The organism is Leptolyngbya sp. ST-U4, assembly GCF_039962215.1.
Lineage (GTDB): Bacteria > Cyanobacteriota > Cyanobacteriia > Elainellales > Elainellaceae > Leptolyngbya_A.
The window spans coordinates 1-26,218 of the sequence record NZ_JAMPKZ010000032.1 but is presented as its reverse complement, the minus strand read 5'-3'; the positions used below and the strand labels follow the sequence as shown (position 1 = coordinate 26,218).

Annotated in this window: 14 protein-coding genes; 3 read left to right on the top strand and 11 right to left on the bottom strand. The window is 45.0% G+C overall.

The window, feature by feature from the left end; all coding sequences use genetic code 11:
• Positions 1-151: 151 nt before the first annotated feature.
• The 5 genes from NDA02_RS24070 to NDA02_RS24050 all read right to left on the bottom strand — a co-directional run bounded on the left by NDA02_RS24070 (position 152) and on the right by NDA02_RS24050 (position 12,165).
• Positions 152-6,679 carry a DUF4347 domain-containing protein gene (locus tag NDA02_RS24070; RefSeq protein WP_348256072.1) on the bottom strand — a complete coding sequence of 2,176 codons (6,528 nt, stop codon included), beginning with the start codon at positions 6,677-6,679 and terminating at the stop codon, positions 152-154.
• Positions 6,680-7,719: 1,040 nt separating this feature from the next.
• On the bottom strand, positions 7,720-8,295 hold the full coding sequence (locus NDA02_RS24065) for a site-specific integrase (protein WP_348256071.1): 576 nt from the start codon (positions 8,293-8,295) through the stop codon (positions 7,720-7,722).
• Positions 8,296-8,620: 325 nt separating this feature from the next.
• Positions 8,621-10,552, bottom strand: a complete 1,932-nt coding sequence (locus NDA02_RS24060) for a hypothetical protein (protein WP_348256070.1) — start codon at positions 10,550-10,552, stop codon at positions 8,621-8,623.
• A 584-nt stretch (positions 10,553-11,136) separates the two neighbouring features.
• Positions 11,137-11,421 carry a hypothetical protein gene (locus NDA02_RS24055; protein WP_348256069.1) on the bottom strand — a complete coding sequence of 95 codons (285 nt, stop codon included), beginning with the start codon at positions 11,419-11,421 and terminating at the stop codon, positions 11,137-11,139.
• 543 nt (positions 11,422-11,964) lie between these two features.
• Positions 11,965-12,165 (bottom strand): hypothetical protein, encoded by a 201-nt coding sequence (locus tag NDA02_RS24050; RefSeq protein ID WP_348256068.1) that lies wholly within the window; start codon positions 12,163-12,165, stop codon positions 11,965-11,967.
• 146 nt (positions 12,166-12,311) lie between these two features.
• Here NDA02_RS24050 and NDA02_RS24045 point away from each other — a divergent pair, with 146 nt between their 5' ends.
• From NDA02_RS24045 to NDA02_RS24035, 3 genes are all read left to right on the top strand, one after another.
• Positions 12,312-12,569: a type II toxin-antitoxin system ParD family antitoxin gene (locus tag NDA02_RS24045; RefSeq protein ID WP_348256067.1), complete on the top strand. Its 258-nt coding sequence runs from the start codon at positions 12,312-12,314 to the stop codon at positions 12,567-12,569.
• Complete coding sequence (locus NDA02_RS24040) at positions 12,569-12,865, top strand: type II toxin-antitoxin system RelE/ParE family toxin (protein WP_348256066.1); 297 nt, start codon at positions 12,569-12,571, stop codon at positions 12,863-12,865. Before NDA02_RS24045 ends, NDA02_RS24040 begins: the two co-directional genes overlap by 1 nt.
• A gap of 152 nt (positions 12,866-13,017) precedes the next feature.
• Positions 13,018-16,494, top strand: a complete 3,477-nt coding sequence (locus NDA02_RS24035) for a helicase-related protein (protein WP_348256065.1) — start codon at positions 13,018-13,020, stop codon at positions 16,492-16,494.
• On the opposite strand, the gene NDA02_RS24030 is transcribed toward NDA02_RS24035, so the two are convergent.
• From NDA02_RS24030 to NDA02_RS24005, 6 genes are all read right to left on the bottom strand, one after another.
• Positions 16,495-18,390 carry a tetratricopeptide repeat protein gene (locus tag NDA02_RS24030; RefSeq protein ID WP_348256064.1) on the bottom strand — a complete coding sequence of 632 codons (1,896 nt, stop codon included), beginning with the start codon at positions 18,388-18,390 and terminating at the stop codon, positions 16,495-16,497.
• A 12-nt stretch (positions 18,391-18,402) separates the two neighbouring features.
• Positions 18,403-19,173, bottom strand: a complete 771-nt coding sequence (locus tag NDA02_RS24025) for a PP2C family serine/threonine-protein phosphatase (RefSeq protein WP_348256063.1) — start codon at positions 19,171-19,173, stop codon at positions 18,403-18,405.
• A gap of 16 nt (positions 19,174-19,189) precedes the next feature.
• On the bottom strand, positions 19,190-19,849 hold the full coding sequence (locus NDA02_RS24020; RefSeq protein ID WP_348256062.1) for a VWA domain-containing protein: 660 nt from the start codon (positions 19,847-19,849) through the stop codon (positions 19,190-19,192).
• A gap of 137 nt (positions 19,850-19,986) precedes the next feature.
• On the bottom strand, positions 19,987-20,403 hold the full coding sequence (locus tag NDA02_RS24015; RefSeq protein ID WP_348256061.1) for a DALR anticodon-binding domain-containing protein: 417 nt from the start codon (positions 20,401-20,403) through the stop codon (positions 19,987-19,989).
• A 218-nt stretch (positions 20,404-20,621) separates the two neighbouring features.
• Entirely contained in the window at positions 20,622-20,981 is a 360-nt protein-coding gene (locus NDA02_RS24010) for a hypothetical protein (RefSeq protein WP_348256060.1), read from the bottom strand.
• Between the two features lie 2 nt (positions 20,982-20,983).
• Positions 20,984-26,113, bottom strand: a complete 5,130-nt coding sequence (locus NDA02_RS24005; protein WP_348256059.1) for a peptidoglycan DD-metalloendopeptidase family protein — start codon at positions 26,111-26,113, stop codon at positions 20,984-20,986.
• Between the last annotated feature and the right edge of the window lie 105 nt (positions 26,114-26,218).

The following is a 26,218-nucleotide window of genomic DNA, read 5'->3' as shown; positions in this document are numbered from 1 at the left end:
GCCAAGACCCTTAATCCTGGCTCATAAGTGTCTTGATTGCTGGCTGAAGCGTTTAGCATTGCAGGTCGCTACATGTAGGCGCAACATCCATGAAAAAAGCTTGCTCGATGCAAGCTTTCAAGACCGTTCAATATTTGGATTGTTTTCTAGATTAATTCAAACCAACATTGACATTGACTAAACTGCCCATTAACTGATCCGGAGTTACGCCGACAACAATGCCGAGAATCTGATTTTGGTTAAGGGAAATTGCCGTATTACCGTCAATTAAACTCAGCGTTAGATTATTCGGATTAATACCTCCGGTTAACCCAATTTGGTCAATACCCAATTCAAAATCAACAATTAGATCGGCTGTTTCGAGGTCAACTGCGGCAGTTGAGGTTCTCAAGACAAATAAATCTGCTCCATTACCCCCGATTAGCGTATCGCCGCCGAAGTCACCATTGAGCGTATCATCGCCATCGCCACCCATGAGGATATCGTTACCTGTACCTCCTAATAGGGTATCCTGACCGCGATTTCCTAGCAGCGAATCATCGCCAGCCCCTCCATCAAGGTAATCGTTATCTTTAGCGCCAAATAAAGTATCATTACCAGCATTACCAAACAGATAATCCTTGCCTTGATTACCGTTGACCCAATCATGAGCGCTACCCCCGTTAACGGTATCGTCACCTTGTAAAGCTTCGACTTGTTCGCCTCTATCGTTCAGGGTGACTAGGTCATCTCCTGGAGTGAAACGCCCCCTTGGAGTCGGTCTAGGTGTTGAGGGAATTGTCGGAATGGGTCTTGGGGTAGGTGCTGGGGAAGGGATCGGAGTAGGTGTCGGGGTTGGACTGCCGCCAGAAATCCCTCTATAACTATTGGGATTAGTCAAGTCAGAAACGCGATTACCTCTGAGTAAAGCCAGGGGGGTTTCTTGACCATTGATGGAAACTACCAATCGGGTTGTATTAGTAGCAGAGTCAAAAATCGCACTCAGTTGAGAGAATTGAAGACCGCCTGTGAGATTAAGGCGATCGCCCTGAGCCGGAGTAAAGTCAGTAATCGTCTGAGTTCCTCCAACTTGCAGGCCAAAAAGGTCTGCACCTGTACCGCCTGTCAGAAAATTTAATCCCGTACCGCCATTGAGGGTATCATTACCCGCACCGCCATTGAGGGTATCATTGCCTCCATTACCAAAGAGCAAGTCATTCCCGCCAAGACCTAATACAGTATTGTTGGCAGAATTGCCTGATAAGGTATTATTACCTGGCGTGCCAACCAGAGGTGCAGGAGTTGGTGTTGGAGTTGGAGTCGGAACAGGAGTTGGAGTCGGAGTCGGTGTTGGAGTTGGAGTCGGAACAGGAGTTGGAGTCGGAGTCGGAGTCGGAACAGGAGTTGGTACTGGAGTTGGAGTCGGAGTCGGTGCTGCCGCCACATTCAACACGAACCCATCATTAACCGTCAGTCCTCCCCGATCTCGCGCTGAAACCGTCACCTCATTCAATCCACTCCCTGCCAGCGTTCCGCTAATGATTCCACGGGTGGCATCTAGCGTTAACCCTTGCGGTAATCCAGTTGCACTAAACGTTAAACTATCTCCCACATCTGGGTCAGCAAAATTGCTGCTGATATTGAGACTAAAGCTATTGCCTTGAGTCGCATTCTGATCAGCAATCGGAGTTACGACAACAGGAGAATCATTAGCATCTTCTATTGTCAGTTCAACTGTCACCACATTCGAGTCAGCCAAACCGTCATTCACTTGATAACTAAAGCTATCTGTGCCGTTAAAGTTTTCATTTGGCGTATAGGTGAACGACCCATCCGAGTTGAAACTCAAGCTTCCTTGAGTCACATCTTCTATGAGTCTTGCTGTTAGAGTTTGACCGTCAAGGTCATTGTCATTGGCGAGTACGCCAGGAGCATTAATGGTTAGAGGCGTATCTTCTGGAGTCGAGTAACTATCGGCTACAGCCGTCGGCGCGTCATTGCCGTTAGCAATAGCAATATTAACGATAGCCACGTTAGAGGTGGTCGTCCCGTCACTGACTTGGTAGGTGAAGCTATCGGTGCCGTTGAAATCTGCGTTCGGGGTATAAGTAAACGAACCGTCAGGACTCAGGTTCAGGTTGCCGTTAGTGACACCTGCAACAACAGTGGCGCTGAGGTTATCTTCATCGAGGTCAATGTCGTTACGAGTAATGCCATTGCTAACCGTGACGGTTAGAGGAGTATCTTCATCGGTGATGTAGTTGTCGTTATTGGCAACAGGAACATCGTTGGTTGCTGCCAGGTTAATCGTACTGCTGGCAACGTTGGAAGTCGTAGTGCCGTCGCTAACGACATATTCCAGGGTGCGGGGACTGGTATTGGGATTGTCAGAGGTGTTGCGGTAGGTGATGCTGTTGAGGGCGGTGCGGTAGTTGGTTAAACTATCGCTTCCTGTCAGGGTCAGAGTGCCTGTAGTGGGATTAAATGTTCCTGTAAGTGTGGCTGTATTGGTGAAGCTGAGAAGATCTTGTCCTTGAACGTAGCCGGATTGAAAACTGACGGTGGCGCTAGTCAGTTCGGTGTCGTCAGCATCAGTAATCTCAGTGACGGCATTAAGGGAGGTATCGGGGTTGTTTTCAGTGTAGTTGAGCGTGCCGCTAGCTGTGAGGACGGGGGCAGCGTTACTAGTGCTTTTGTAGCGAACGAGAACAAAGTCACGGTTGCCATTAGCATCAGTAAATGTATACCCCGCAACCAAGATCCCACCGCTGCTATCGGTGGTTACGCTATAACTAAAGTCGAGACTATTGGTGCCGATATCGGTAATGACTTTGCCACCTGTACCAAAACTGGTATCGAGACTGCCGTTGGCATTGTAGCGAACTAGAGCAAAGTCATCGCTGCCACCAGCAGTTGTAATCCCCGCAACCAAGATCCCACCGCTGCTATCGGTGGTTATGCTATGACCATAGTCGTAACTATTGGTGCCGAGATCGGTAATGACTTTGCCACCTGTACCAAAACTGGTATCGAGACTGCCGTTGGCAGCGTAACGGGTGAGAGCAAAGTTATAGCTGCCACCAGCAGTTGTAAACCCCGCAACCAAGATCCCACCGCTGCTATCAATGGTCATGCTCTGACCAATATCCAAACTATTGGTGCCGAGATCGGTAATGACTTTGCCCCCTGTACCAAAACTGGTATCGAGACTGCCGTTGGCATTGTAGCGAACGAGAGCAAAGTTCTCGTTAGCAGTTATATACCCCGCAACCAAAATCCCACCGCTGCTATCAATGGTCATGCTCTGACCAATGTCGTTACTATTAATGCCGAGATCGGTAATGACTTTGCCATCTGTACCAAAACTGGTATCGAGACTTCCGTTGGCAGCGTAACGGGTGAGAGCAAAGTTATAGCTGCCACCAGCAGTTGTAGTCCCCGCAACCAAGATCCCACCGCTGCTATCGGTGGTCACGCTCCGACCATAGTCGCTACTATTGGTGCCGAGATCGGTAACGACTTTGCCACCTGTACCAAAACTGGTGTCGAGACTGCCGTTGGCAGCGTAACGGGTGAGAGCAAAGTTCTCGCTGCCACCAGCAGTTGTAGACCCCACCACCAAGATCCGACCGCTGCTATCGGCGGTTACGCTCACACCAAAGTCGCTACTATTGGTGCCGATATCGGTAATGACTTTGCCCCCTGTACCAAAACTGGTATCGAGACTGCCGTTGGCATTGTAGCGAACGAGAGCAAAGTCATTGCTGCCACCAGCATTTGTATACCCCGCAACCAAGATCCGACCGCTGCTATCGGCGATCACGCTCTGACCACCGTCGATACTATTGGTGCCGATATCGGTAATGACTTTGCCCCCTGTACCGAAGGTTGTATCTAGAGGGGCGTTGTTCGTTGCCGTTACACTGACGGTGCGGGTTTGGGCGCTGCTATTATCCGTGCCATCATTGACACTAAAGCTGATAGTGCGATCGCCCTCAGTTGGATTCTCTGAGGTATTGTTATAGCTAACGCTTTGTAGAAATCCTTGATAAGCAGCAAGTGTAGCTGTTCCTGTCAGGGTTAAGGTTCCGCCATTAAAACTTGAGGTAATGCCAGCAGGAAGTCCGGTGACGGCTAGTACGTCTTCACCGTTAACATAGCCAGTGGTAATTTGAACGGTGGCTGATTCGATGTTGGTGTCGTCGGGGTCGGTAATTCCTAAGCCTGTGGGACTGATGAGCGTTGCTGCATCGCCTTCGGTATAGGGTAAAGTTCCGGTTGCGGCTGTGGCTAAGGTAGGAATATCGTTTTCCGCCGTGACGGTGATGATAGAAGTTTGTGCGGTACTGGTGCCGCCTGCGCCGTCACTAACGGTAATTGAAATCGTGCGAGTTGCTGCTGGGGTATCTGAGGTGTTTTGGTAAGTGAGGGATTGGATTAAAGCATCAACAATATCCGGGGTGGCATTGTTGTTGAAGGTGACGACGAGATTGTTTCCGGTTAAACCGTTGTCGCTAAGTATGCCAATGGTGACTCCTCCATATTGCACCTCCATCGAGCCTGCAACCACTCGAAATTGTCCGGTGCCGCTACCTTGGTTGGGGATGCCGATATTATCTTCGCTGCTGCCGCCTGCGCTGTAGCTGATGGTGAGGGTGCCGTTGTTGAAGTTGGCGGAGTCGTCGGTCAGGGAGACATCGCTATCAATAATCTGTGGAGTAGCGACAGTATTTTCTGCAAAGGTAACGTCGTTGAGGTTGGTGAGAATGGAGGCGGCGTTACTAGTGCTTTCGTAGCGAACGAGAGCAAAGTTATCGCTGCCACCAGCCTCTGTATACCCCGCCACCAAAATCCCACCGCTGCTATCGACGATCACGCTATAACCATTGTCGTTACTATTGGTGCCGATATCGGTAATGACTTTGCCCCCTGTACCGAAGGTTGTATCGAGACTGCCGTTGGCATTGTAGCGAACGAGAGCAAAGTCATTGCTCTCACCAGCATCTGTATACCCCACCACCAAGATCCGACCGCTGCTATCGGTGGTCACGTTCAGACCAACGTCGTTATTGGTGCTGAAATCGGTAATGACTTTGCCACCTGTACCAAAACTGGTGTCGAGACTGCCGTTGGCAGCGTAACGGGTGAGAGCAAAGTCAAAACTGCCACCAGCAGCATCTGTATACCCCACCACCAAGATCCGACCGCTGCTATCGGTGGTCATGCTATAACCAAGGTCGTAACTATTGGTGCCGAAATCGGTAATGACTTTGCCACCTGTACCAAAACTGGTGTCGAGACTTCCGTCGGCAGCGTAACGGGTGAGAGCAAAGTTCTCGCTGCCGCCAGCAGTTGTATACCCCGCCACCAAGATCCGACCGCTGCTATCGGTGGTCATGCTATAACCAAGGTCGTAACTATTGGTGCCGAAATCGGTAATGACTTTGCCACCTGTACCAAAACTGGTGTCGAGACTTCCGTCGGCAGCGTAACGGGTGAGAGCAAAGTTCTCGCTGCCGCCAGCAGTTGTATACCCCGCCACCAAGATCCGACCGCTGCTATCGGTGGTCATGCTATAACCAAGGTCGTAACTATTGGTGCCGAAATCGGTAATGACTTTGCCACCTGTACCAAAACTGGTGTCGAGACTTCCGTCGGCAGCGTAACGGGTGAGAGCAAAGTTCTCACTGCCACCAGCATCTGTAAACCCCGCCACCAAGATCCGACCGCTGCTATCGGTGGTCACGCTCCAACCATAGTCGTTACTATTGGCGCCGAAATTGGTAATGACTTTGCCACCTGTACCAAAACTGGTGTCGAGACTTCCGTTGGCAGCGTAACGGGTGAGAGCAAAGTTAATGCTGCCACCAGCATCTGTAATCCCTGCCACCAAGATCCGACCGCTGCTATCGGTGATCACGCTCCGACCAGAGTCGATACTATTGGTGCCGAAATCGGTAATGACTTTGCCACCTGTACCAAAACTGGTGTCGAGACTTCCGTTGGCAGCGTAACGGGTGAGAGCAAAGTTCTCGCTGCCGCCAGCAGTTGTATACCCCGCCACCAAGATCCGACCGCTGCTATCGGTGGTCATGCTATAACCAAAGTCGGTACTATTGGTGCCGAAATCAGTAATAACCTTGCCCCCTATACCGAAGGTTATATCTAGATCGCCTGCTGCCAGTACCCCAGCATAGTTTTCTAGAGTAGCTACTGAGAACGCAGGGAGGCTGGTCATTTCTTCTGTAGTGACTTCTAGTTTCCAGTTACCTCCTAGAGCAGAATTCCCGGTTAGCGTGCAACTGGCAGCAATTTTAGCTCCGGTTAACTCCGCTAAGAAACTAATAAAGTCTTTGCCAACTGCTGTGGCAGCAACGTTACAGCCGTAGAGATACATTTCGCTTTGAGCTGACTGCTCAAACCAATGTTGCATTTGACTGGCGTAGCGGTTGAGGGTATTCAAACTCAGTTGGCTGTTGCCTAGATACAAACATCCCGGCGCACCGTGGGAAATGACATGGACGGCACTGACATTCCAACGCTGTTGTAAAACTTGGGTGATTTGTTCAATCCCATCGCGGCTAGGGTCAATGACAAAGACTTCCGCACCGTCTTTCACGCCTTGCACTAAAGTGTGGTAGTTGTTAACGCTAGCATCGATAAAAACTAAGGTTTGATCGGGACTGTTAAGTGAGGGCATAGTTTGAGTTTCTTGGGAAAAATTAATTGGAGGATTACGAGAGAGACAATGTTAGTGTGGAACCCTTCAACCTCGAAGTTGTAAACAGTGGTTTTACCTTTATGTAGTTCGATTCTGTCGATGTCAACAAACGTTTCATCGTCAGTCTGGAGACGCGATCCCACTTGCAAATCCTTACCAAAACAAATATTTATTTTTAGTAATTCAGTTGCTTAGAGTCCAAGGAGTTCATCCCAACACAGCTTTACCCGTGTGTCAGAGAGGGAAATTGTTAGAGAGCGATCGCCTTCTAAACTAATCGTTTACAGGCGCTAATCCTTAATAATTTTCTTTGAGCAGCCAGTCCACAAACCACTAGTCCTAGAGATAACAAGCTAAAAAATACATTGGATTCTAGAGTGCTTCTAATTTACGTATCTAGCTTCTACAGGAGAAGCACTGATCCGTATTCTGAATTGTGACTCCTAAAAAAAGTGACAGCAGCAACAGTTATTCGGCTGATAACTTTTCTGTTTCTCATTATTTCTCCAATTCCTAGAGCTTGGCATTTCCAGCTAGCAATTGATAGAATCATGAGGCGGACAATATTTTTAGATAGCCCTCTCTCCTTAATCACCCTTTCAGACTAAAGTGAGTTCATGATAAGCTTTTTGATCGTCAAAAACAATGTTTATACGGAAGCTTTATCTGTTCTTTAAATCTGATTTTTCCTTGAGTAAGTACATTTTTATCTGTTCAGAATTTTATCAATATTTATTCAATGAGTTTACTTGCGGAGCTTGAGCTTAAGATTATTTATTTCTACAACCTATTAATGCAATGTCCTATTAATAATTCAGCTTTAGCTCTGGCAATTCGCTGATTTTTTTCTATTAAGAAACTTTTCAGTAGAAATTTTTATTCTAAATATGAAGATTTTATGAATCTACAGATGATCGCCACGATTAATTGAGAGGAGGAAGCGATCGCGCCGAGATCCTTCTCACATTTCACTGGATGCCGAACCCACACCTCGGATCAAAATCTCACTTCCAACCCCTCTAAAAAACCAGAGTAACGATCGCATCTTCGAGCTGCTGTTCAGTCACCCCAAGGTAACGCTCCAAAGAAGCCAAAGTTTTATGACCCGATATGTTCTGGATATGCTTTAACGGAATGCCACTGTTTGACATTTGAGTCAGCGCCGTTCGCCGGAAGCTATGGGTGGAAACCCCTTCAAAACCCAGGCGATGGCAGATTTCTCTTAAAATCCGGTCGGCGCTAGCCGTTTGAATATGACCTAACCCGTGCCGTCCTGGGAAGAGATAGGTGCGTTTTTTCTTGAGGGTGGAATCGTACTCTTCCAGGTACTGTCTCAGTTGAGGATGCACCCGGATTTCGCGGGTTCCCTGCTTCCCTTTCGTATTCACCTTACGGATGACCAGTTTCGAGCGCACGCCATAGCCCCCGAACACGTCTCCCCGTTCCAAGATACAGGCTTCGTTAATCCGACAAGCACAATAGAGACACACCCCAAACAACGCTTTATCTCTTGGATTGACAAAGCCTTCGGTAAATAGAGATGATACTTGTTCAGGGGTGAGGATCTCTGCTTGCCCGTAACGGTTGATTTTCATAGCTTCTCGCTTACACGGTCAAATGACATTATTAATCCGACCCGCCTAGTTCTGACGACCGCATAAGCCTTTGAGCCGTTTTTCATAAAAATCCCTGATAATAGCAGCGCTAGCGCCTATTGGTGGTAGACTATCAATCCTAGGATTGATAGATGGGTCACTAGGGGTGGCAGACCGCTACCTTTACCCCTTTAAGGTCAAAGAGTTCCAACGTCACAACTTCCGCCCGTCGCTAGCCCGAACCGCGCAGAATAAGCGTCGCGGATACCTTGCAGCGTGGTTCTCTCCTTAAGACATCCCCCCTTAGTCAAACCTAGTGAGCCAACTACCTAGCAAGCGCAGCCATGAGCCGCTCTCGTTCAGCAGGACTTAACTTCTGCAACTGTTGAAGCAAAATTTCCCACTCGGAGTTCGCTTCCACCTTCAACTTAGGCGATAGTGGTTGCTCAAACAACAGTTGCTCAATCGCCTCCTCAATGGGTCGGCGCTTCTCCTCGGGGGTACAGCGCTCGTACATTCCCCGTAACGTCTCCACCTTATGTCCCATCGCATAAGCTAACGACCGAGTTTGGGCATCATTGAGTTGGACTTGATACGCCCAAGTCGCCCAGATATACCGCATCGTATGGGGCGAAATCCGCTTACCAATTTTTCGATGAGAAGTCGTTTCAAACGAGCCACCAAACCCCGGACCATCGGCCTTGAAGCCAGTTTTGGGCAGGACAAACACATAGCCCCAACACCACTTTGGCGAATTCCCACCCGTAGGCAGACAGCAAGCATCCCCCGGATTGAATTCAGCTCGTCCACTTGTCACCCAGCGTCCCCGCTGCCCCCTTAACTCTGGCTGCCACCAATCATAGACCTGTCGATTTTTGTAAATCCCACTGAGCCAACTACCGTACAAATAGCCTTCTAAGTAATCATAGAAACAACTCCCATCGCTAAAGTGGCGGTTAGGAATGACTATCGATTGAGCAGCGTGAGTAGAGCGGGTTTTGTACTGCTGAATGTCCAGCACCCAGACCCCTTGAGGATAGTGCTTCTTCTCGTGGACATAGGTGAAGTGAAGATAATTGTCCTTGATTGTGCCATCCCAATGTTTTTCACGCACAGAGGCAGGCGGTAGGGGATGGTACAAGCCGTCAGGCGGAACTCCTTCTGGGCGCTTGACAGGACAACTCAGCGCTATTCTTAACGAGCGGTATTCTTGTTGTCGCCTTGCAGGTAAGTCGGCAAGCAGCGCCCACTTGAAGTACTGCTGATAGCTTTTGGCAATCACAAAGCCTCCCCGAAAGTGACCTCGGCTGTTTCTGGGTCGGCACTCCAGACGCAACGGTTCAACAATTTGGGTTCTCACAACCTCAAGCGCTGTCTCGTCCTCTACCGTATCCGGCCACTTCTTCTCAAAATCTGAAACCGACTGCCGATTGTTGACCCATTCGCTGATATCCTTTCTCGCTGTCGCTAAGTGGTTATTGAGCGTTTTGAACAAAGGAATCTGTGGGTAATCCGCCTCTTCCTCCACCTCACTGCTGTAGAGAAACTTGGCCAGTGCTAAAAGCGCCCCTAACTTATTGCGTTTGGTAGAAGGACTTTTCGAGTGGAGGTCTTTTCTCAAGAAGCAGAAATAACTGCACAGCCAAGCCTCCAAGGCTTGCTTATGCTTTTTCCACAGTTTTGCCTGTTCTCTATTATTGAGAGGTTCTAAGTCCTCTTGCCTAACTACAGGAATCAAGTGTGACAAACGCAGTAGCTCTAACGCAATTGGCGGTGTGTGCTTGTAACAAAACCAACCCAGCATTAGACGTATATCCTTGATGTACTCTAATGCTGATGATTCGCCAATTGGGTCAATCACGCGTAGTGGGCACTCTGGGTCAGTCAAATATCGGTAGAAGTTATCCAATTCCTGTTGTAAAGGGGCAGGCGTGTCTTGAGGCTTGAGCGTGTATACCTGATGCACTGTCCTCCGCTCCGTCAGGGGAGTGTTGGAAATATTGCCATAGGGATTTTTCAGGATTGGGCAGCATTGCTCCAGAACTCTCGCCCGTCGCGAACCTCTAGCAGGCCACCACTGTTGTTGTTCGCTCCAACTCAAAAATTGGTTAAATCGATTTCCGTAAGTGTTTTGGCTGGATTTTGACGCTTTTTGGCTTTCAAAGGCAAGAAGAAGCGTCTGACGAGCCGCGAGCAGAACCTCGGCTCCTAACGTCTTTAAAAACTCCTGAGCTGCTTCGACTTCAGCCTTTGTCATCTTTCGACCTGAAGTTGTTCTTTTAAAGCCTAATTGTGATATCCAAAACCGGAGAGTAGCACAGCGAAGTTCATTAAGAATTCGTTCAGCTTGCGACTCCGGATAACTAGCTCGAATGTACTCTTCATACATCTCGAACGCCGACCAACAAGTAAAAGATTCCTGCATAATAAATACCTCTGATAGTAAACAAAAAAGTTTGATTTGTCGTTGAGCTATTATGTAAAAGCTCCTGATTCATGGATTGAAAAGTCTAAGTTATTCTTAATTTTGTATTCCCATCTTCCTCCCTTTCATTATTTATTGTAGATCCTAGCATTTGCTGTAAAAGTTTTAGAATTCATCAGCTACAAAAGCAATGAGCTATATAAAAGCTAAACCCTTTATTTATCAACCTCTTTATCCATTAAATTCGAGTATTAATTAATAAATAATTCAACCCAATGCAATAAATCAGAGGTCTTAAATAAATCCTAATCATTGATTTTTACACCTTTATTAAGGAGGACGACTGTAAGAGAATTAAGGATTAGCATTGAAGCGAGAAAAATTTAGCTCTTAATGATTAGCTCAATAATTCCAGTTCAAGAGAAAGCATCGTTTGAATCAACCTCTGTTGGAATCTCAGTGATAGTTAATAGACCTCGACCAATACGTTCAATCAACTCACTTCGAGAAATATTCAATTGTTGGCTAAGTTGATCTAATCCGGACTTAGCCGTTGGCGTAATGCTAAAGGAAGAAACTTTTTTGAGTTCGTCATAGACTTCCGGCTGACCTCGCATTGATTTTATGCCTTTACGGCTTGGCTTTTTCTCGTGTTCTTGTCGGGGTCTACCTTTGCGTTGTATTTTTTGAGGTTTGGGCATAATTGTCTGTATCCTTCAATAGAGCTTTGAAGAGCTAAAGTTTTCCTTCCTACACTCAAAATCAAGTGAAATTACCTGATTTCTACTTCAAAAAAGACTTGAGTTAGGTGAAAGTCGCACAAATTGAGACGTAAATAGCAGCAAACATTGTGAAAGAGAGAAATAATTACCCATATTTTTGCAATAATTAAGCATGAGAAATTGGAACGGCGATTAAGTCCCGATGGAAGTCTAAAACTGAGTGTTTCTACTTTTGACGCTGGGTTTTCGCTGTTGAGTTGTCCTCAAATTGCCCAAAAAAACAGGGCGGTTCCTCTCAAATCAATGAGTGGGAACCGCCCTGTTTTGGGATACGGAAATAATTGCTATGGAATCAAGTCTAGCGTTTGCGAAACCAAATGACAACTCATCTCGGAACGGCTCCTGATGGAACCTTGATTCGTGTCGATGTCGATTCTATTAAAAATTCAGGAGCTACATCGCGACGCTATCATGAAGCGTTGGTTTTCCCCCCAATTTAGAATTAAGTCAACAATTGCTAACTCAGAAGCCCTGTGCAACGAGCGCGGGGTTGCACAAACTCAGGAACTGGGCATTGTATTCACCATTGGTCAGTAAAGAAACGATTCCCACAGGGAGCGCTCTGGTCGAATCGCATTGAGAGATTGCTGCATCGTCGGTCGAGAACTCGCCGAGAGCGATCGCGATAAAGCCGACTGCCACCGGATGAGAAGTCAGGGGCAACGGTTGGGGCAGTACCAATCAGCGGGATGATACCAACACTCTGGTTATGGCTTTCGAGAATAAAACTACCTTCTGCAATAACAGTCGTTGCTATTCTCTGTTATTAAGGGGAAAATAGGAAATCCAAGTGCTAGGAGGAAAAAGCCATGAACGTGTCTTTGACACCAGAGCTAGAGCAGTACGTCCAGGAGAAGGTTTCCAGCGGACTCTATTACTCTGCCAGCGAAGTGATCCGTGAAGGGTTGCGCTTACTGAAGGAGCGGGAGCAGCTTCAGCAAATCCGTTTGCAAGAGTTGCGTCAAGACATTCAAGCAGGGCTGGACAGTGGAGAGCCAACCCCTCTTAATATGCAGGCGGTTAAAGAGAAGGCACAGCAGCGTCGTCGTCAGAGGCGGCCTCAGTAATGGCGATCGCCCTCAAGCGTCCCCTCGCCGAGTTGGACTTGCTCGATATTTGGGATTACATCGCTGACGACAGCCTAGATCGTGCTGATGAGTTTTTAGACCGGATTGAGGGAAAACTAGAAACACTGGCACTCAACCCTGGTATGGGTAGAAGGCGCGAGGAGTTGCTGCCGGGATTACGAAGTTTTCCCATTGCTAACTATGTTGTGTTCTACCGAGAAATCAAGGATGGAATTGATGTTATTCGTGTGTTGCATGGCTCGCGAGACATTGAGGAGATTTTTAGGCAGGGTTAGCCGACAAAATTTGGCAGGTTTACCCAGTATGCATGCATTCACGGGAGCATATTGAAGCTCCTGTCGGTTCTGCTGCTTGAGGCATACCGTAAAATAAACCCCGGACGATCAACGATTACTTATGCCCAAAGAGAAAAACGGTAACGCTCAGAATGACTCAACTTGAAGAATTGATTCGCGGCGTTAAGGTCAGAGGAATCCTGCTAAACAGTGTAGTTACATTAGTTGATGTTGCTTGGTTTGGCTCGGATAGTGTCTCAGTTATCTACAGAGAAGATGATAGCGGTCGCCCTGGAGATCGCGTGCTGTATCGGTGGGATGAACCCAACTTAGAGATTGTTAAAAAGAATTCTCGTTGGCGGTTCGATGCAGATGGAGCTTTATTTCGTATCGTGTCAGAAGCAAAACGGATTCGTTTAGCTCATCTTTTCGACCCCTTTTTGGCAATTCATACATCACTGGTAGAACCTTATCCTCACCAAATCACAGCAGTTTATCAAGAAATGTTGCCCCGGCAACCTTTACGTTTTCTACTAGCTGACGATCCTGGAGCAGGTAAGACCATTATGGCAGGGCTATTGATTAAAGAGCTAATGATCCGAGGCGATTTGCAGCGCTGTCTAATTGTCGCTCCTGGCAATTTAGCGGAACAATGGAGGCGAGAACTGGACGAGAAATTCCAATTAAGTTTTGAAATTCTAACCAACGAACACATTAAAACAGCTAGCAGAAGCATTTTTGACAAAATGCCTCTGCTTATTGCCAGAGTAGATAAATTAAAACGTGACAAATCAAGTGAGGATAAAAAACTGCAACAAAGTTTAAGAGAAAGTGACTGGGACTTAATTATTTGCGATGAAGCTCACAAAATGTCTGCTTCCTTCTCAGGGAATGAAGTCAAGCCAACCAAACGCTACAAGTTAGGGCAGTTACTATCGGGGATTACCAGGCATTTTCTTTTAATGACCGCTACACCTCACAATGGCAAAAAGCCAGAGTTTCAGCTTTTCATGGCACTTCTAGATCGCGATCGCTTTGAAGGTAAGTTTCGCAATGGCTTTCAAGTTACCGACACTTCCGACATTATGCGGCGCATGGTAAAAGAAGATTTGGTAAAGTTAGACGGTACACCGCTATTACCAGAACGCCGAGCTTATTCTGTTACTTATCGACTCTCAAATTTGGAAGAGGATCTTTATCAAGAAGTTACAAAATATGTAGAGGAAGAATTCGATCGGGCCAAAGATTTAGAGGAAGGACATAGGAGAAGTATAGGTTTTGCACTAACCATTTTACAAAGACGGTTAGCATCTTCTCCAGGTGCTATTTACCAATCTTTACGACGCAGAAGAGAGCGATTAGAAGATAAATTACGTAAACAAGAAGACCTAGTTAAAGCCAAACTTTGCCCGGATTGGGATGAATTAGAAGATTTGCCGAGTCAGGAGTTAGAATCACTAGAAGATGAATTTGTAGATAAAGCTACAGCCGCTCGTAACATTGCTGAACTCCAAGAAGAGATTTATTGCTTGCAGCGATTAGAAATCCTTGCCCAGCAGGTACTAGATAGTGGGATAGATCGGAAACGGGAGGAACTATTCAAGCTATTACGAAACAATGTAGAGATGTTTAATTCTCAGGGACAGAGACGGAAAATAATTGTTTTTACAGAACACCGAGATACGCTGAATTATTTAGTCTACCGTTTGAAGAGAATTATAGACGATCAAGCAGTAGTAACAATTCATGGGGGGATAAAACTAGAAGATCGACAGGTAATACAGAAGGCATTTAACGAAAATTCCACAGTACAAATTTTAGTAGCTACAGATGCCGCAGGCGAGGGAATTAACTTACATGAATCCTGTCATTTAATGGTTAACTACGATTTACCTTGGAATCCCAATCGCTTAGAACAAAGATTTGGTCGGATTCACAGAATTGGACAAACAGAAGTTTGTCATCTCTGGAATTTAGTAGCAGAGGGAACGCGAGAAGGGGATGTTTACTTAACTCTACTAGAAAAACTAGAAGAAGCGCGAAAAGCTTTGGGTGGCAAAGTATTTGATATCTTAGGAGAAGCAATAAATGGTAAAGAATTACAAGAGTTATTGATTGATGCCATCCGCTATGGCGATCGTCCAGATGTGCAAGCGCGACTCGAACAAGTTATTGAGGAGCGATTTAATCGCCAACGGCTTCAAGAATTACTTCAAGAACGCTCTTTAACTCATGATGCGCTGGATGTTTCTAAGATTCGTCAAATTTATGAAGATATAGAACGGGCTGATGCTCACAAATTACAACCTTACTACGTATCTGATTTCTTCTTAGAGGCGTTTCAACGGTTGGGTGGCAGAGTACAGAGAGAACAATACGGACGTTATGAGATTACTTTTATTCCAGTTAATATTCGCAATCGATTAACAAATCATTATCGTCATATTTGTTTTGACAAAAAATTGACTCACCTCCGAGGAAAAGCTGTGGCTGAGTTTGTTTATCCAGGTCATCCACTATTAGATACTACAGTTGATTTAATCTTAGAACCTCACAGTACCATCCTCAAACAAGGAAGTATTCTTGTAGATGAAAGCGACCTTGGCGAACAAGTCCGCATTTTAGTTTACTTAGAACACACGATTAAGGATGCCCGTAAAGATGCCTCTGGGAATTTACGATTAGTATCTATGCAAATGCTTTATGTAGAAATAGACTCAAAAAGTCAAGCTTACAGCGCAGGATATGCTCCTTATCTTGATTATCGCCCCCTTGAACAATCAGAAAAATCTTTGGTTGCTCAAATAACTAAGGAGGCTAGTTCAATCCTACAAAAAGGGATTGAGGAACAAGCACAAGCTTATGCGATCGCTCATCTCAGTCGTCAGCATTACCAAGAGGTGCAGCAACGCCGAATAGAGAGAATTACAAAGACAATAAATGCCGTTCAAGAGCGGCTAAATACAGAAATTAATCACTGGGAAAATCAAGCCAATAAACTAAAACTACAAGAACAGACTGGAAAGGTAAATGCCAGACTCAATTCTGATAATGCTCAACGTAGAGCAGATGAACTTAAAGGGCGCTTGCACAAGCGATTGCAAGAGTTACAACAGGAGCGTCAATTATTACCTCAGCAGCCTGTGATTGTTGGGGGTGCTTTAATTGTACCTATTGGTTTGATTCAACGTCTTAAAGGTAATAATCAACCTAATTATTCTGCCTTAACTCAGGAACTAGAGCGAGTAAAAAAACTAGCTATTGCAGCAGTAATTAGATTTGAAAAAAAACAGGGATTTGAGCCAAGAGACGTGAGTGCAGAAAGGTGCGGCTATGATATAGAATCACGTATTCCTAAAACGGGTCAGTTACGTTTTATTAACCTAAAGGTTCGCATTCCCGGTACAAGTACCTTATCTGTCACCAAAACGGAAATTATAACCTCATTGAACAAGCCAAACAGTTTTATTTTAGCATTAGTAGAAGTGCCTGAATTAACAGATGAATCTAATAGTAATGGCACTATTCGTTATATACGCCGTCCATTTCACCGTCATCTAGATGCAGTAGCCAGTATGACATACGATTGGCAGGATCTATGGTGTTTAGGAAATGAGCTTTTACTTTAGCTACCGCCCAAGCTGTCTGAGCTTTCGCCTAGCCGATTGAATACCAAGATTTTCAGCCTTCAGAAAATTATCAATTGCTCCCTGTTTATCCCCCAACTTTTCGCGTACAATACCACGATTGTAGTAAACAATACCGTCTCTAGGATCTAGGCGCAAAGCTTGATCATAATTATTAATAGCTTTGTAATAATTGTCAGTTCTGACGTAGGCATTCCCCCGACTGCGGTAGACTAAAGCATTATTAGGATCGAGAACTAGAGAACGGTTATAAGCATCTATAGCCCCTAAACAATCTCCTAGCTTGGCGAGAGCAAGCCCGTCTTTGTAGTAGGTTTCGGCTAGTTGATTTTGGGGCAATGCAGATGTTAAATGCGCGGTTTTAGCTGGTTTAGTCTTTGGAGAATATTGATAATAATTTTTCGTGGACTTGCTCTGTGTAGAGTTATGGTTAACAGTTTTAGCTGCTAATTTATTAGTTTTTATTTGATTATTAGCTATTTTTAAGCTAGGATATTTTAGAAAAAATTGAGGATAGCAACGATTTTTCTTTTGATGAACTTCCAGAATTCCTTTGAGTTTTACATTTTGACCTATTAAATCTTTTAAAGAATTAAATTTTAGATTTAAAAAATTAGCTATACTTTTTACGTTAGAGGAAGATATAATAACCCTAAAATAACCTAATTTTTTATCTGATGATGCAAGTTTACCAAAATTAAGAATAAACTTATTATCTTGAGCATAGTCATTGATACTGACAATTTTTCCTTCTACTGTAATCTCTTGCCCCTTGTGCTTAACCAATTCCGCTATGTTATCAGCAGCTAAGACTTTAAATTGCGAGGAAGATGAAGTAGTACGAGACTGTGGTTGTATGGTAACATCAGGAAAGATATCAATTCCTAGTTTACTTGCATATTCACACCAGTAGCACTTGCCATAACTCAGGCTATGGTAGTGGTTTGTCATCTGACTACAAGGTGTTAAATCAGCGATCGCCACTTTGAGTGCCTTAACCCACTCGCCCGCTGTTGGACGTAAATCAGGTTTTGTATGCCCATCGTTAAAGCATCTTTTAAAACATTGCTGAATCTGAGAATGGACAATATTTAGGGGATTAGCCCATAGCCCCAACTCTATTAAGCTGTTTGGGGCATAAGGCCAAAACCCTTGGTTAATTAGTTGATTGGTATCTGGAGAATCTCCTGCTCCTGTCCATCGTCCTTGAAAAGGATGATTGCCAAACAACAAGTGATAAATAATCACCGCCAATCGGAAACGGTCATGAACTTCAGTTTGATCTGTAATGTGGAAATCTTTTCCCATCAATTCAACTGGCGTAAAGCCTTCTGAACCAACCAAACAACGATAAATTTCTCCAGTATTAGGATGACAAACCTGAAAAGAATCTGTATCAATAATAGAAGGCAAAGCACAATTATTTACTAAAATATTTTGTGACTTGATATCGCCTAAAACATAGCCTTCAACATGAAGTGCTTGAATAATTGAGGCAATATTCATTGCCGTTGCGTGGAGAAAATACCAGTTAATCTCAAGTCCCAACTGCTGGCGACGGTGTGGATTGTAAATATCAATGAGTTCTTTTCCTTCTCTTATGGCTGGCATCAAAAAGCCCAGCACCCAACCGTTACTATCTTTTAATAAGGACTTAGGCCAAGCAAAAGAAAAATGGTTGAGGTGTGAGTTTGGCTCTTTCGGTGGATGTGTTACCATCACCTCTAGCTTATTAACTCGTTCGTGGTGCGGTGAGTGGTAAACTTTTGCTAGATAGCCACTCCAATCAGTATTCCAAACAGTACCTTCACCACTCCTGGCAATTTGATTAGTTAGCGTTATCTTTTTATTTGTACTGCCACAAAAAAGAACTGTCATACAATTTTACTGTCAGTCGTAAAGGCACAAAAGCAATGTCTTATCATCATTAGTCTGGGCATTTAATCTATCAGATTCTAGGAAGTTTCTAATATATTCGTCATTCTGTTCGGGATTACTGGTTTCCCATAAGTATTCTTCCAGTGGCTTAAAGAAGGGCGAAAACGGTGTCCAGTTGTTCATCTGAATTGCTACCCTTTCCAGTCCATCTGTTGAAGCACAAATGAAGCTTTGCTTCCCAGATTTTACGCACACTTGCATATCATTTAAAGCATTTGCTGAGGTAACAAATGTTGTTTCGTTGATAAATTCCCCTTTGTCAGGGGAGAAAAGTAGTTGATACTCTTCTTCTTGTGGATGTATGACAATAAATCCATCTCCAACTTGCATAGCGGATATCCAATTTGGAGTAGCTATAAACACTAATAACGTGCAAGCTAAGTCATCAATAGAATAACTACTACTTGCAGCTTCTTTTTCTAAAGCTGCTACTACTTCCTTTAGAGTATTAGCAAAGATTATTCTGGCTTGCTCATCAGGAAGAGGTTTAGGAGGACAATGCAAATAGAGTGTGTATTCTCCCAATTGTAAGAGTTCATCTAGTGCTGTTTCAACTGCTAACTTCGCACCAATATCAGAGAACTTAGCACTACCAGCACCATCAGCAACTGCTCCCAGTATTACACTGTGACAGATAGTACAGCACCCATAATCTTGACAAGGTTTCTGCTGCTGTTTGTGTGTGGTTCCAATTGAGGAACGCGTTATTGATTTCCAAACCACGTCATATCCTCAAACTCTAAGTGGTAATGTTGCCCCATCCTACAGGTGGTAAAGCCATAGCTTCCCCTATCTTGCTGGTAGAAACCCGCTTCATAGATGTACTTAGCCAGACAAACAGCGATCTAAAATCCAAGCCATTTAGCAGAGCAGGTGGAAATTCAACGGGAGCAATTTGTTTAAGAATTTCCATGTCCGCACCCTGCACACCTACTGCAAAGAAAGAGAGTCGGCGCTTTGCTTCATCCTCTCTTACGTGCTGCGCTGCCAACCGCCAGTTATCAGTGGGCGCTCCATCCGTAATTAAAAATATCCAAGGCCGATAATACTGAATGCCGTTAGCTTTATAAGTCGCCTTACGATCTTCGATTAAATCCAACGCATAGTCAATCGCTTCTCCCATTGGTGTACGACTATTCGCTTCTAGTTTGGGTGGAGTAAATTTATCGATTGTTACAAAGTTTTGAATTAACTGCACTGAACCACCAAAGGTGACAATAGCAACTTCCACGCTTAATGAAGCTTTGGTGTCTTTCAGTACGTCTTCCTTAAAAGCAGCAATCCCGCGATTCAACTCCTGAATAGGTTCACCCGACATAGAAGCAGAAGTATCGAGTAATAAAATTACAGGAACGCGATTTTCGGGATTTAAGGCAAATTCAGGTTGTCCTATAGGCATCTGGCGCTCCTCATTGAGCTAACTGGTTTGAGGGACATAATCTATATTTTCCTCCAAAAGTCACTCAACCACACAGCATTACAATCTTTCTATGGGGTGTGGATAGGAGTGAAACAATTATTGAATTTCATAACCCTTTAATTGACAGTTGTTGGTTCTGGTGCTTTGATGCCCAGGATAGTTTGTAAAACCTCAAAAATGGTTTGCTTGGTTGCTAATAACAAGACACTATTCTGTGAATTTAGAGTAAGCGAGTCAAACCATTGATGACAAGTATTACTAATTACTTCTAAGTGCTGACAAAGCAGATGAGGGGCTACTTCCCTGGCACTTTGTTGCAAAATTTGGGGAGTGGCTTGAATTTGGTTTGCGAGGGTGGTGGCGTGGGGATTATCCCAAACACAATCAGCTAAGGAGGTTACGGTTGGGGTAATTTGCCAATTCTCTGCTGTATTTAGCTCGATGATGCCTTGTTGGTGTGCTTCTTGCAGGAGGGCGCAGCAACGGGCGTGGGCAGTTGTAGGTGGGGGGACGCAAGAGAATGATTTTGTCATAGCCTTGTTGGAATATTTGATGGTAGCAGGCGATGTCTTCTAGGAGTTGGGTGAATTCACCGTCGCGGTGTTGCAGAACTCTGTCGCAGTCGTCCCCAAAGTCGGCGGTTTTGATAAACCAGTCTTTGGGTTCGTCTTTGAGGGCAGTTTGTTCGATGTCGGGGGTAAGTCGGCGGCGAGTTGGCGGAAGAGAAAACTCACAATTCTGGCATATTGCCTCACAGGAAAAAATAAATTCCCGTCTTTCTGTTTATAGCTTCTTGAACCAAGTCTTCTAGCTGACTCATTAGATCTTGTACCCCATCCCTATTAGTCACCAACTTTACTGCTTTCAAGCAATTGTAGAGATTCTCTATCCCTAAAATTGAGTCATCCTCAAAGTCGTCGATAAGTGATGAGCAACTATCATTAATTGCTGCAAAAACTCCAATATCCCACAACTTCTTGAACTCTAAATGTGTCAGCTTAAGTTCAAGTATCTGTGTTTCTGATGCACAATCAAAATCCAAATCTTGCATAGCTACACAATCTAATGGCACACAGATTGTTCGCCTACGGCTAAGTGATTGCTCATTCATACCTAATCCTGATACTTAAAATGTGTTAGCCTTTGATATTCATCCTTGGGCAAATTGTTAGGCATAATTGAGTTGGCATTTTGATCTAAATAAGACCGCTTAGTTGTATTGGTCAGATCTTGTATTCTAAAATATTTTCCTACAGGATCTTGTACAACTTGTTTGCTTCCATCAGGACTTTTATAAAGTATCTTTCCTGTGCCTGATGGTACTCCTTTTGCACCTGAGCCTGCAACATTTTTAATGGCGGCATTCAAATCGCCTTTAGGCCAAGAAGTTCCATATCGATTAACTCTCGCAAGAGAGTTAATTCTGCTTTTTAACAGCTTGTTTGTTATAGAAGAACCTGCTTTAGCTCCTGCTCCTCCAGCTCTTGCTCCAACACCAACATTTGCCACAATAGTGACAAGTTTACCGAGTGCATCACTATATTCACTGGCAAACCTTTCACCAACAAACTGTAACTGTTCATCTGTTGTAGAAGATTTAGCTCCTTCATTCAAATTAGTAAAGGCTGTCTTGGCACTTTCATAGAGTGTCATCAGTTCATCACGACTCATGTAAGCTCCGATCAATGCCCCCATAATAGTTGCAAAAATGGCGGCAGCTGTTGCAAGTCCAGCAGGAATAGTAATGCCCAAACCAGCAGCAGAAATCGCAGTACCAATAGCCCCAGCTATTGCCCCAGCTATGTAAGAAACAATAGCAGTTATTAACAGTCCTGTAACGAATTCAGCAAACTTTTTCCAGAGTTCCGGGTTCATCCAGAATTCTGGATTTGTTAAATTATTAACCCATTCCTCGCCAGCATAAAACAGTGCTTGTACAAGATTAGCAACATAAGGAGTCCACTCATTAAGCTGGTCAGCAGCAGCGTCAATCGCCTGGTCAATTATTTCTTGAACTACCTCATTTACTTTGTTAAGTTCCTCTTTTGCCGACTGAAGCGCTTGATTCGCTGTCTTTAAAGCTTCTTCTACAGGAGCAAATGCGTCATTGATTCTGTCATCAATCCAGCCTTCAATAAGCCCAGAAACAAAACCTAAGCCGATACTACTTAACTTGGCAAGTACCGCTTGAGTGACAGAGGCTGCACCTCCTAAAAAGTCACCATCCGTAACTTCATTAATGGCATTGCGTAACTCATTTTTAGCCGTTGCATTCAAACCACCAATTACGCTACCAGAAATGCTGTCAATGATGCCATCTGTCTTGCTCTCTAGTTGAGATTTCAAGTTGGTAACTTTCTTCTCAGCCTCATCAACTTTATCTTGCAGAGAGTTGATAATACCGTCAAATTGGCTTCTGATTCCATCAGAAATTGCTTGATTGAGTCCCTTTAAGCTTTCTCTGGTAAGCTCAACTACCTCATTGGCAATTAGCTGACCTATTGGTAAGCTATCATCTTCCTCATCGTAGTCGTAGTCATCATCACTACTCGAATCATCATCAGTCGCAGAATCATCACTACTGGAATTATCATCACCCGCAGCATCGCCACCAATTACAAACGGAACCGTCTGCCCAAAGTAACCGCCAGCAGTAGGTTTATGAACCTCAACGTGCAAGTGTGGCCCCGTACTCCAACCAGAATTACCACTGTAGCCAATTAACTGCCCTGCATTAACAGTATCTCCAACCTTTAGACCAATTCGAGAATTGAATCCTTGCTTCAGATGCAGATAAGCAGAACGATAACCACCATCATGCTCAATCAGAACATAGTTGAAATTATTCCGATTTTCGTAACCGCCACCTGTATCGGGATGCACATCTACTACGCCAACAACCGTACCCGATCGCATTGCATAAACTGGCGTACCAATAGGAACACCAAAATCATAAGCATACTGCGCCCGACCTGTGTGTGAAGTCAAACCACCATTACCCTGCGTAATAGTTCCAGAACCGTTGAGAGGATGAAGGAAACCGCGCAAAGGATTCGCTTCAGTTGGATTAGCATGAAGAGGAGTTTTAGGATTACCGCCAATGCTAGTCGGTCGCCAACCCGGAGGTAAAGGTTGCGTTTGAGTAGCAGAAAGCTTGTGTTGAAATTTAACAATCAAGTCATAATCCGTCGTCATACCTTGAGGACTATTGACCCGCAACATGTAAGTACCAGGAATCAAGTCAGCAATAATTTGCTCATCTGTAATTCCCTCCCGCATTGAATAGGCAATCGGCTTGTTCCGCACATCGTACAGTACTAAATCTGCGTCAGCTAATAGCTGTCTCAACTCAGCCGTAATCCGACCGCCACGGGAAAGGGTAAATCGGTAGTAGTCATCAGGCACTAAGTTTCCAACTGTTTCACCCGTCAAAGATGTTTCAAATGGATCAACAGGTCCAAACTCAGGGAGAGACTTGGCGAAATACCAATCCAAACCACCCTTACCCTGCTGCCGTGCAATCTCCGCTTGTCGCGCTAGCTCTGCCAGACGTGCTTGCTCTCGTTCCCACTCTTCCTGTTGCCGCCGACGTTCCAACTGTTCGCGCAAACGACGTTCTTGTTCTTCGAGTTCGCGCTGATTAGCTTCTGCCTCTTGCCGGCGTTGTTCTTCATCTTGCCGTAGCCGCTCTCGTTCAGCTTGATCGTTCCTTAGCCGCTCTTCTGCTTCTTGACGCTCCCGTGCTTCTCGTTCCTGCTGATCCCGTAATTCTTGTTCGCGCCGCCGCCGTTCAGCCTCTTGTTCTTGCTCATAATTAGGGCGGTGAACGGGAATTTGAATCGTGTCACCTAAATATATCCAGTACGGAGCATCATAAATCCCATTGCGATCGGCAATCCATTTCCAGTAGTCGGCATTCCCCATCGTGCGCTGGGCAACTGCGCTGAGGCTATCACCGTCAATAGTAACCAGGTAATTTTGCCAATCATAATACTGCCCATTTGGCCCCCTTTCCGCGTGCGCCCAAATCTCTGGTGCTACCGTAGCTGGATCGATAAGAGGAAGGTTTATCTCCTTATCGGTGCGAAGTCTCGAATCTACCTCAGCTTGACGTTTCCACTGTTCCTCAAGCCACTCTTCCGTTACATTTTCTGGGTGAAATTTCTCACCAAACAAACCCCAGTTTGGTGTAGCCTGATTCAGGTTAATTTGATAACCTAAATCACCGAGAGATGCAATGGTAACAGCGCTGATGGGTGAGGTAACTTGACCATTTTCCCCAGGCTGGGAGCCTAAATCAAAAGTCATTACCTCATTCTGGAATAATGCGTCATTCCAGTGTAAGTTCGCAGAACCATCTCCCTCAGTTTCTAAGGGAACATAATTTGTTGCACCACCTAATTTTGAGAATTCTTCAACCGCTTGCTTACCGTTATACTGAGCCAACGGTGTACCAGCATAATCCACCAAACCCTTAGCTTCCCAGAGATTGCCAAAGCCCAAAGCGTGCAGAAACTCATGCTGCGCCACGCTAAACAACTGCCCGGAACGCTCTAACTCAGCAATATCTCCTGCGTCAAACTGCACCAATGACTGTGCAGGCAACAATGAACCATAGCGCATAAAGTCAATCTTTGTGCGCGCCTGGGTTCCCCCTGCGCCATCTAGCCCCGCCGTAGAGATTTTGATGTTGATATCATCAATAATCTTGCCGTCTACAATTGCCGTTGGTAAACCCTGACCAATCAATGAAGCCACATTTTTGGCTGCCGCTTCTAGAATTTGTCGTTGGCTAGGCGTTAACAGACTTTCAAACTCCAAATCAATCTTGAAAGGTTGCGGCGCGGTACTCTCGAACCCGTAGAGCATATAAGTAGCTGGGTTCTGATTGCGACGCTCAATCTTCATCACAACCTCACCGCTCACATTTGCAGGTAATTGCAGCTTGTGACTTCCCTTACCTAACACTTGAGTTCCTAGCAGTTGTCCAGCAGGACTTAGATACTGAATGGACAATTCACCATCAAGAACTGAGAAATCAGCCCCTTGCAAGTAGCGACTATCTGTTCGGAAAACATCGATTGGGTCAATACTGCTGACCTGATCGATAATATCGACAGTGGCAGAAGGGAAGAGTTGCGTTGCATCTGCAATACTGTTAGCTCCCGTATCCACATTTGTTTGCGGAATTCCGGGTAAGGTAGCAGCCGGATGAGTAGGATCTCCGGGCAACTGTTTACCTTGACTGGGCTGAGAAATAAAGTTATCCGTAATTGTCCGCTGACCCGGCTTAACTGTATAGAGTTCTGGCTCAGTTGCTTTAGCTAAGTGAACAGCAGCAATAATGTTGAGTAATCCTGAGCCTGTCTGCATATCCCAATTGGGTGTACCCAAATCAGTCGCAGTCCGCTTGAGAATATCAATGACTTGCGTGTAATTGAGTTTAGGATTCGCTGCCCAGACTTGGGAAATTGCAGTGGTTACTTGAGCAGAAGCTTCTTTGGTGCTTCCATCAGCCAGAATATCAAGAGCTGCACCACTTCCAGAATTCTCTGCTAAGTCATAGGCTTTTGATAGAGCTACAGCATCATTGACTCGTGCGGCTGCACCTACGGTAATCACGTTATCGAGTTCTAGGGAAGCTTTACCTAGAGCCGACATCTGTCCTGCTTGATCGCCAGAAGACACGACAACTAATACATTATGCCGTTGGGCGTAGGCAAGGGCTGCCTTTTCTTGCACCGTCAACTCGTAGCGGGTAGTAATGCTGCCATCGGGGTTAATCTGTGTTAAATCTAAACTGAGATTAACCACAGCATTAGGTTGTTCTGATTGTTTGGCTGCATCTACAAATTCAACTAAAGAATCTGCCCATTTTCCAGAACCTTCACCGGGTTTTAGTAACAGGTTACTATCACTATCAATCCAGTCGCGTCCTAATGTGACTCGTGAATAGTCGATATCTGGATTATTTCCACTAAAGCCAGTATCGATAACCCCAACTAACGGCTGAGATTCTGGTGCGAAGGTGAAATTCGGGGGTGAAACCAGAGTAACGGGGGAAGGCGTGGGAGGAGAACTGAGGATTTCTACCCGGTTCAGGAGATTGTTAATTGCGATCGCACTCTCAGGTGTTACCGTTTCCTGACGACTCAAAGTTTGAGTTAACCGTTCTAAACGGCTAGTCAACGCCATCACCTCGGCGTCACTCCCCACAGCAGCCGCAACTTCAGGATTTCTCAAAGACGTAGTAATGTTCTCAATGCGAGTGACAAACTCTGCGGAATTAATCGCTCTTGGAACATCAATCAGAGGAGTATTTGGCGTATCACTGTCCTGATTTACACT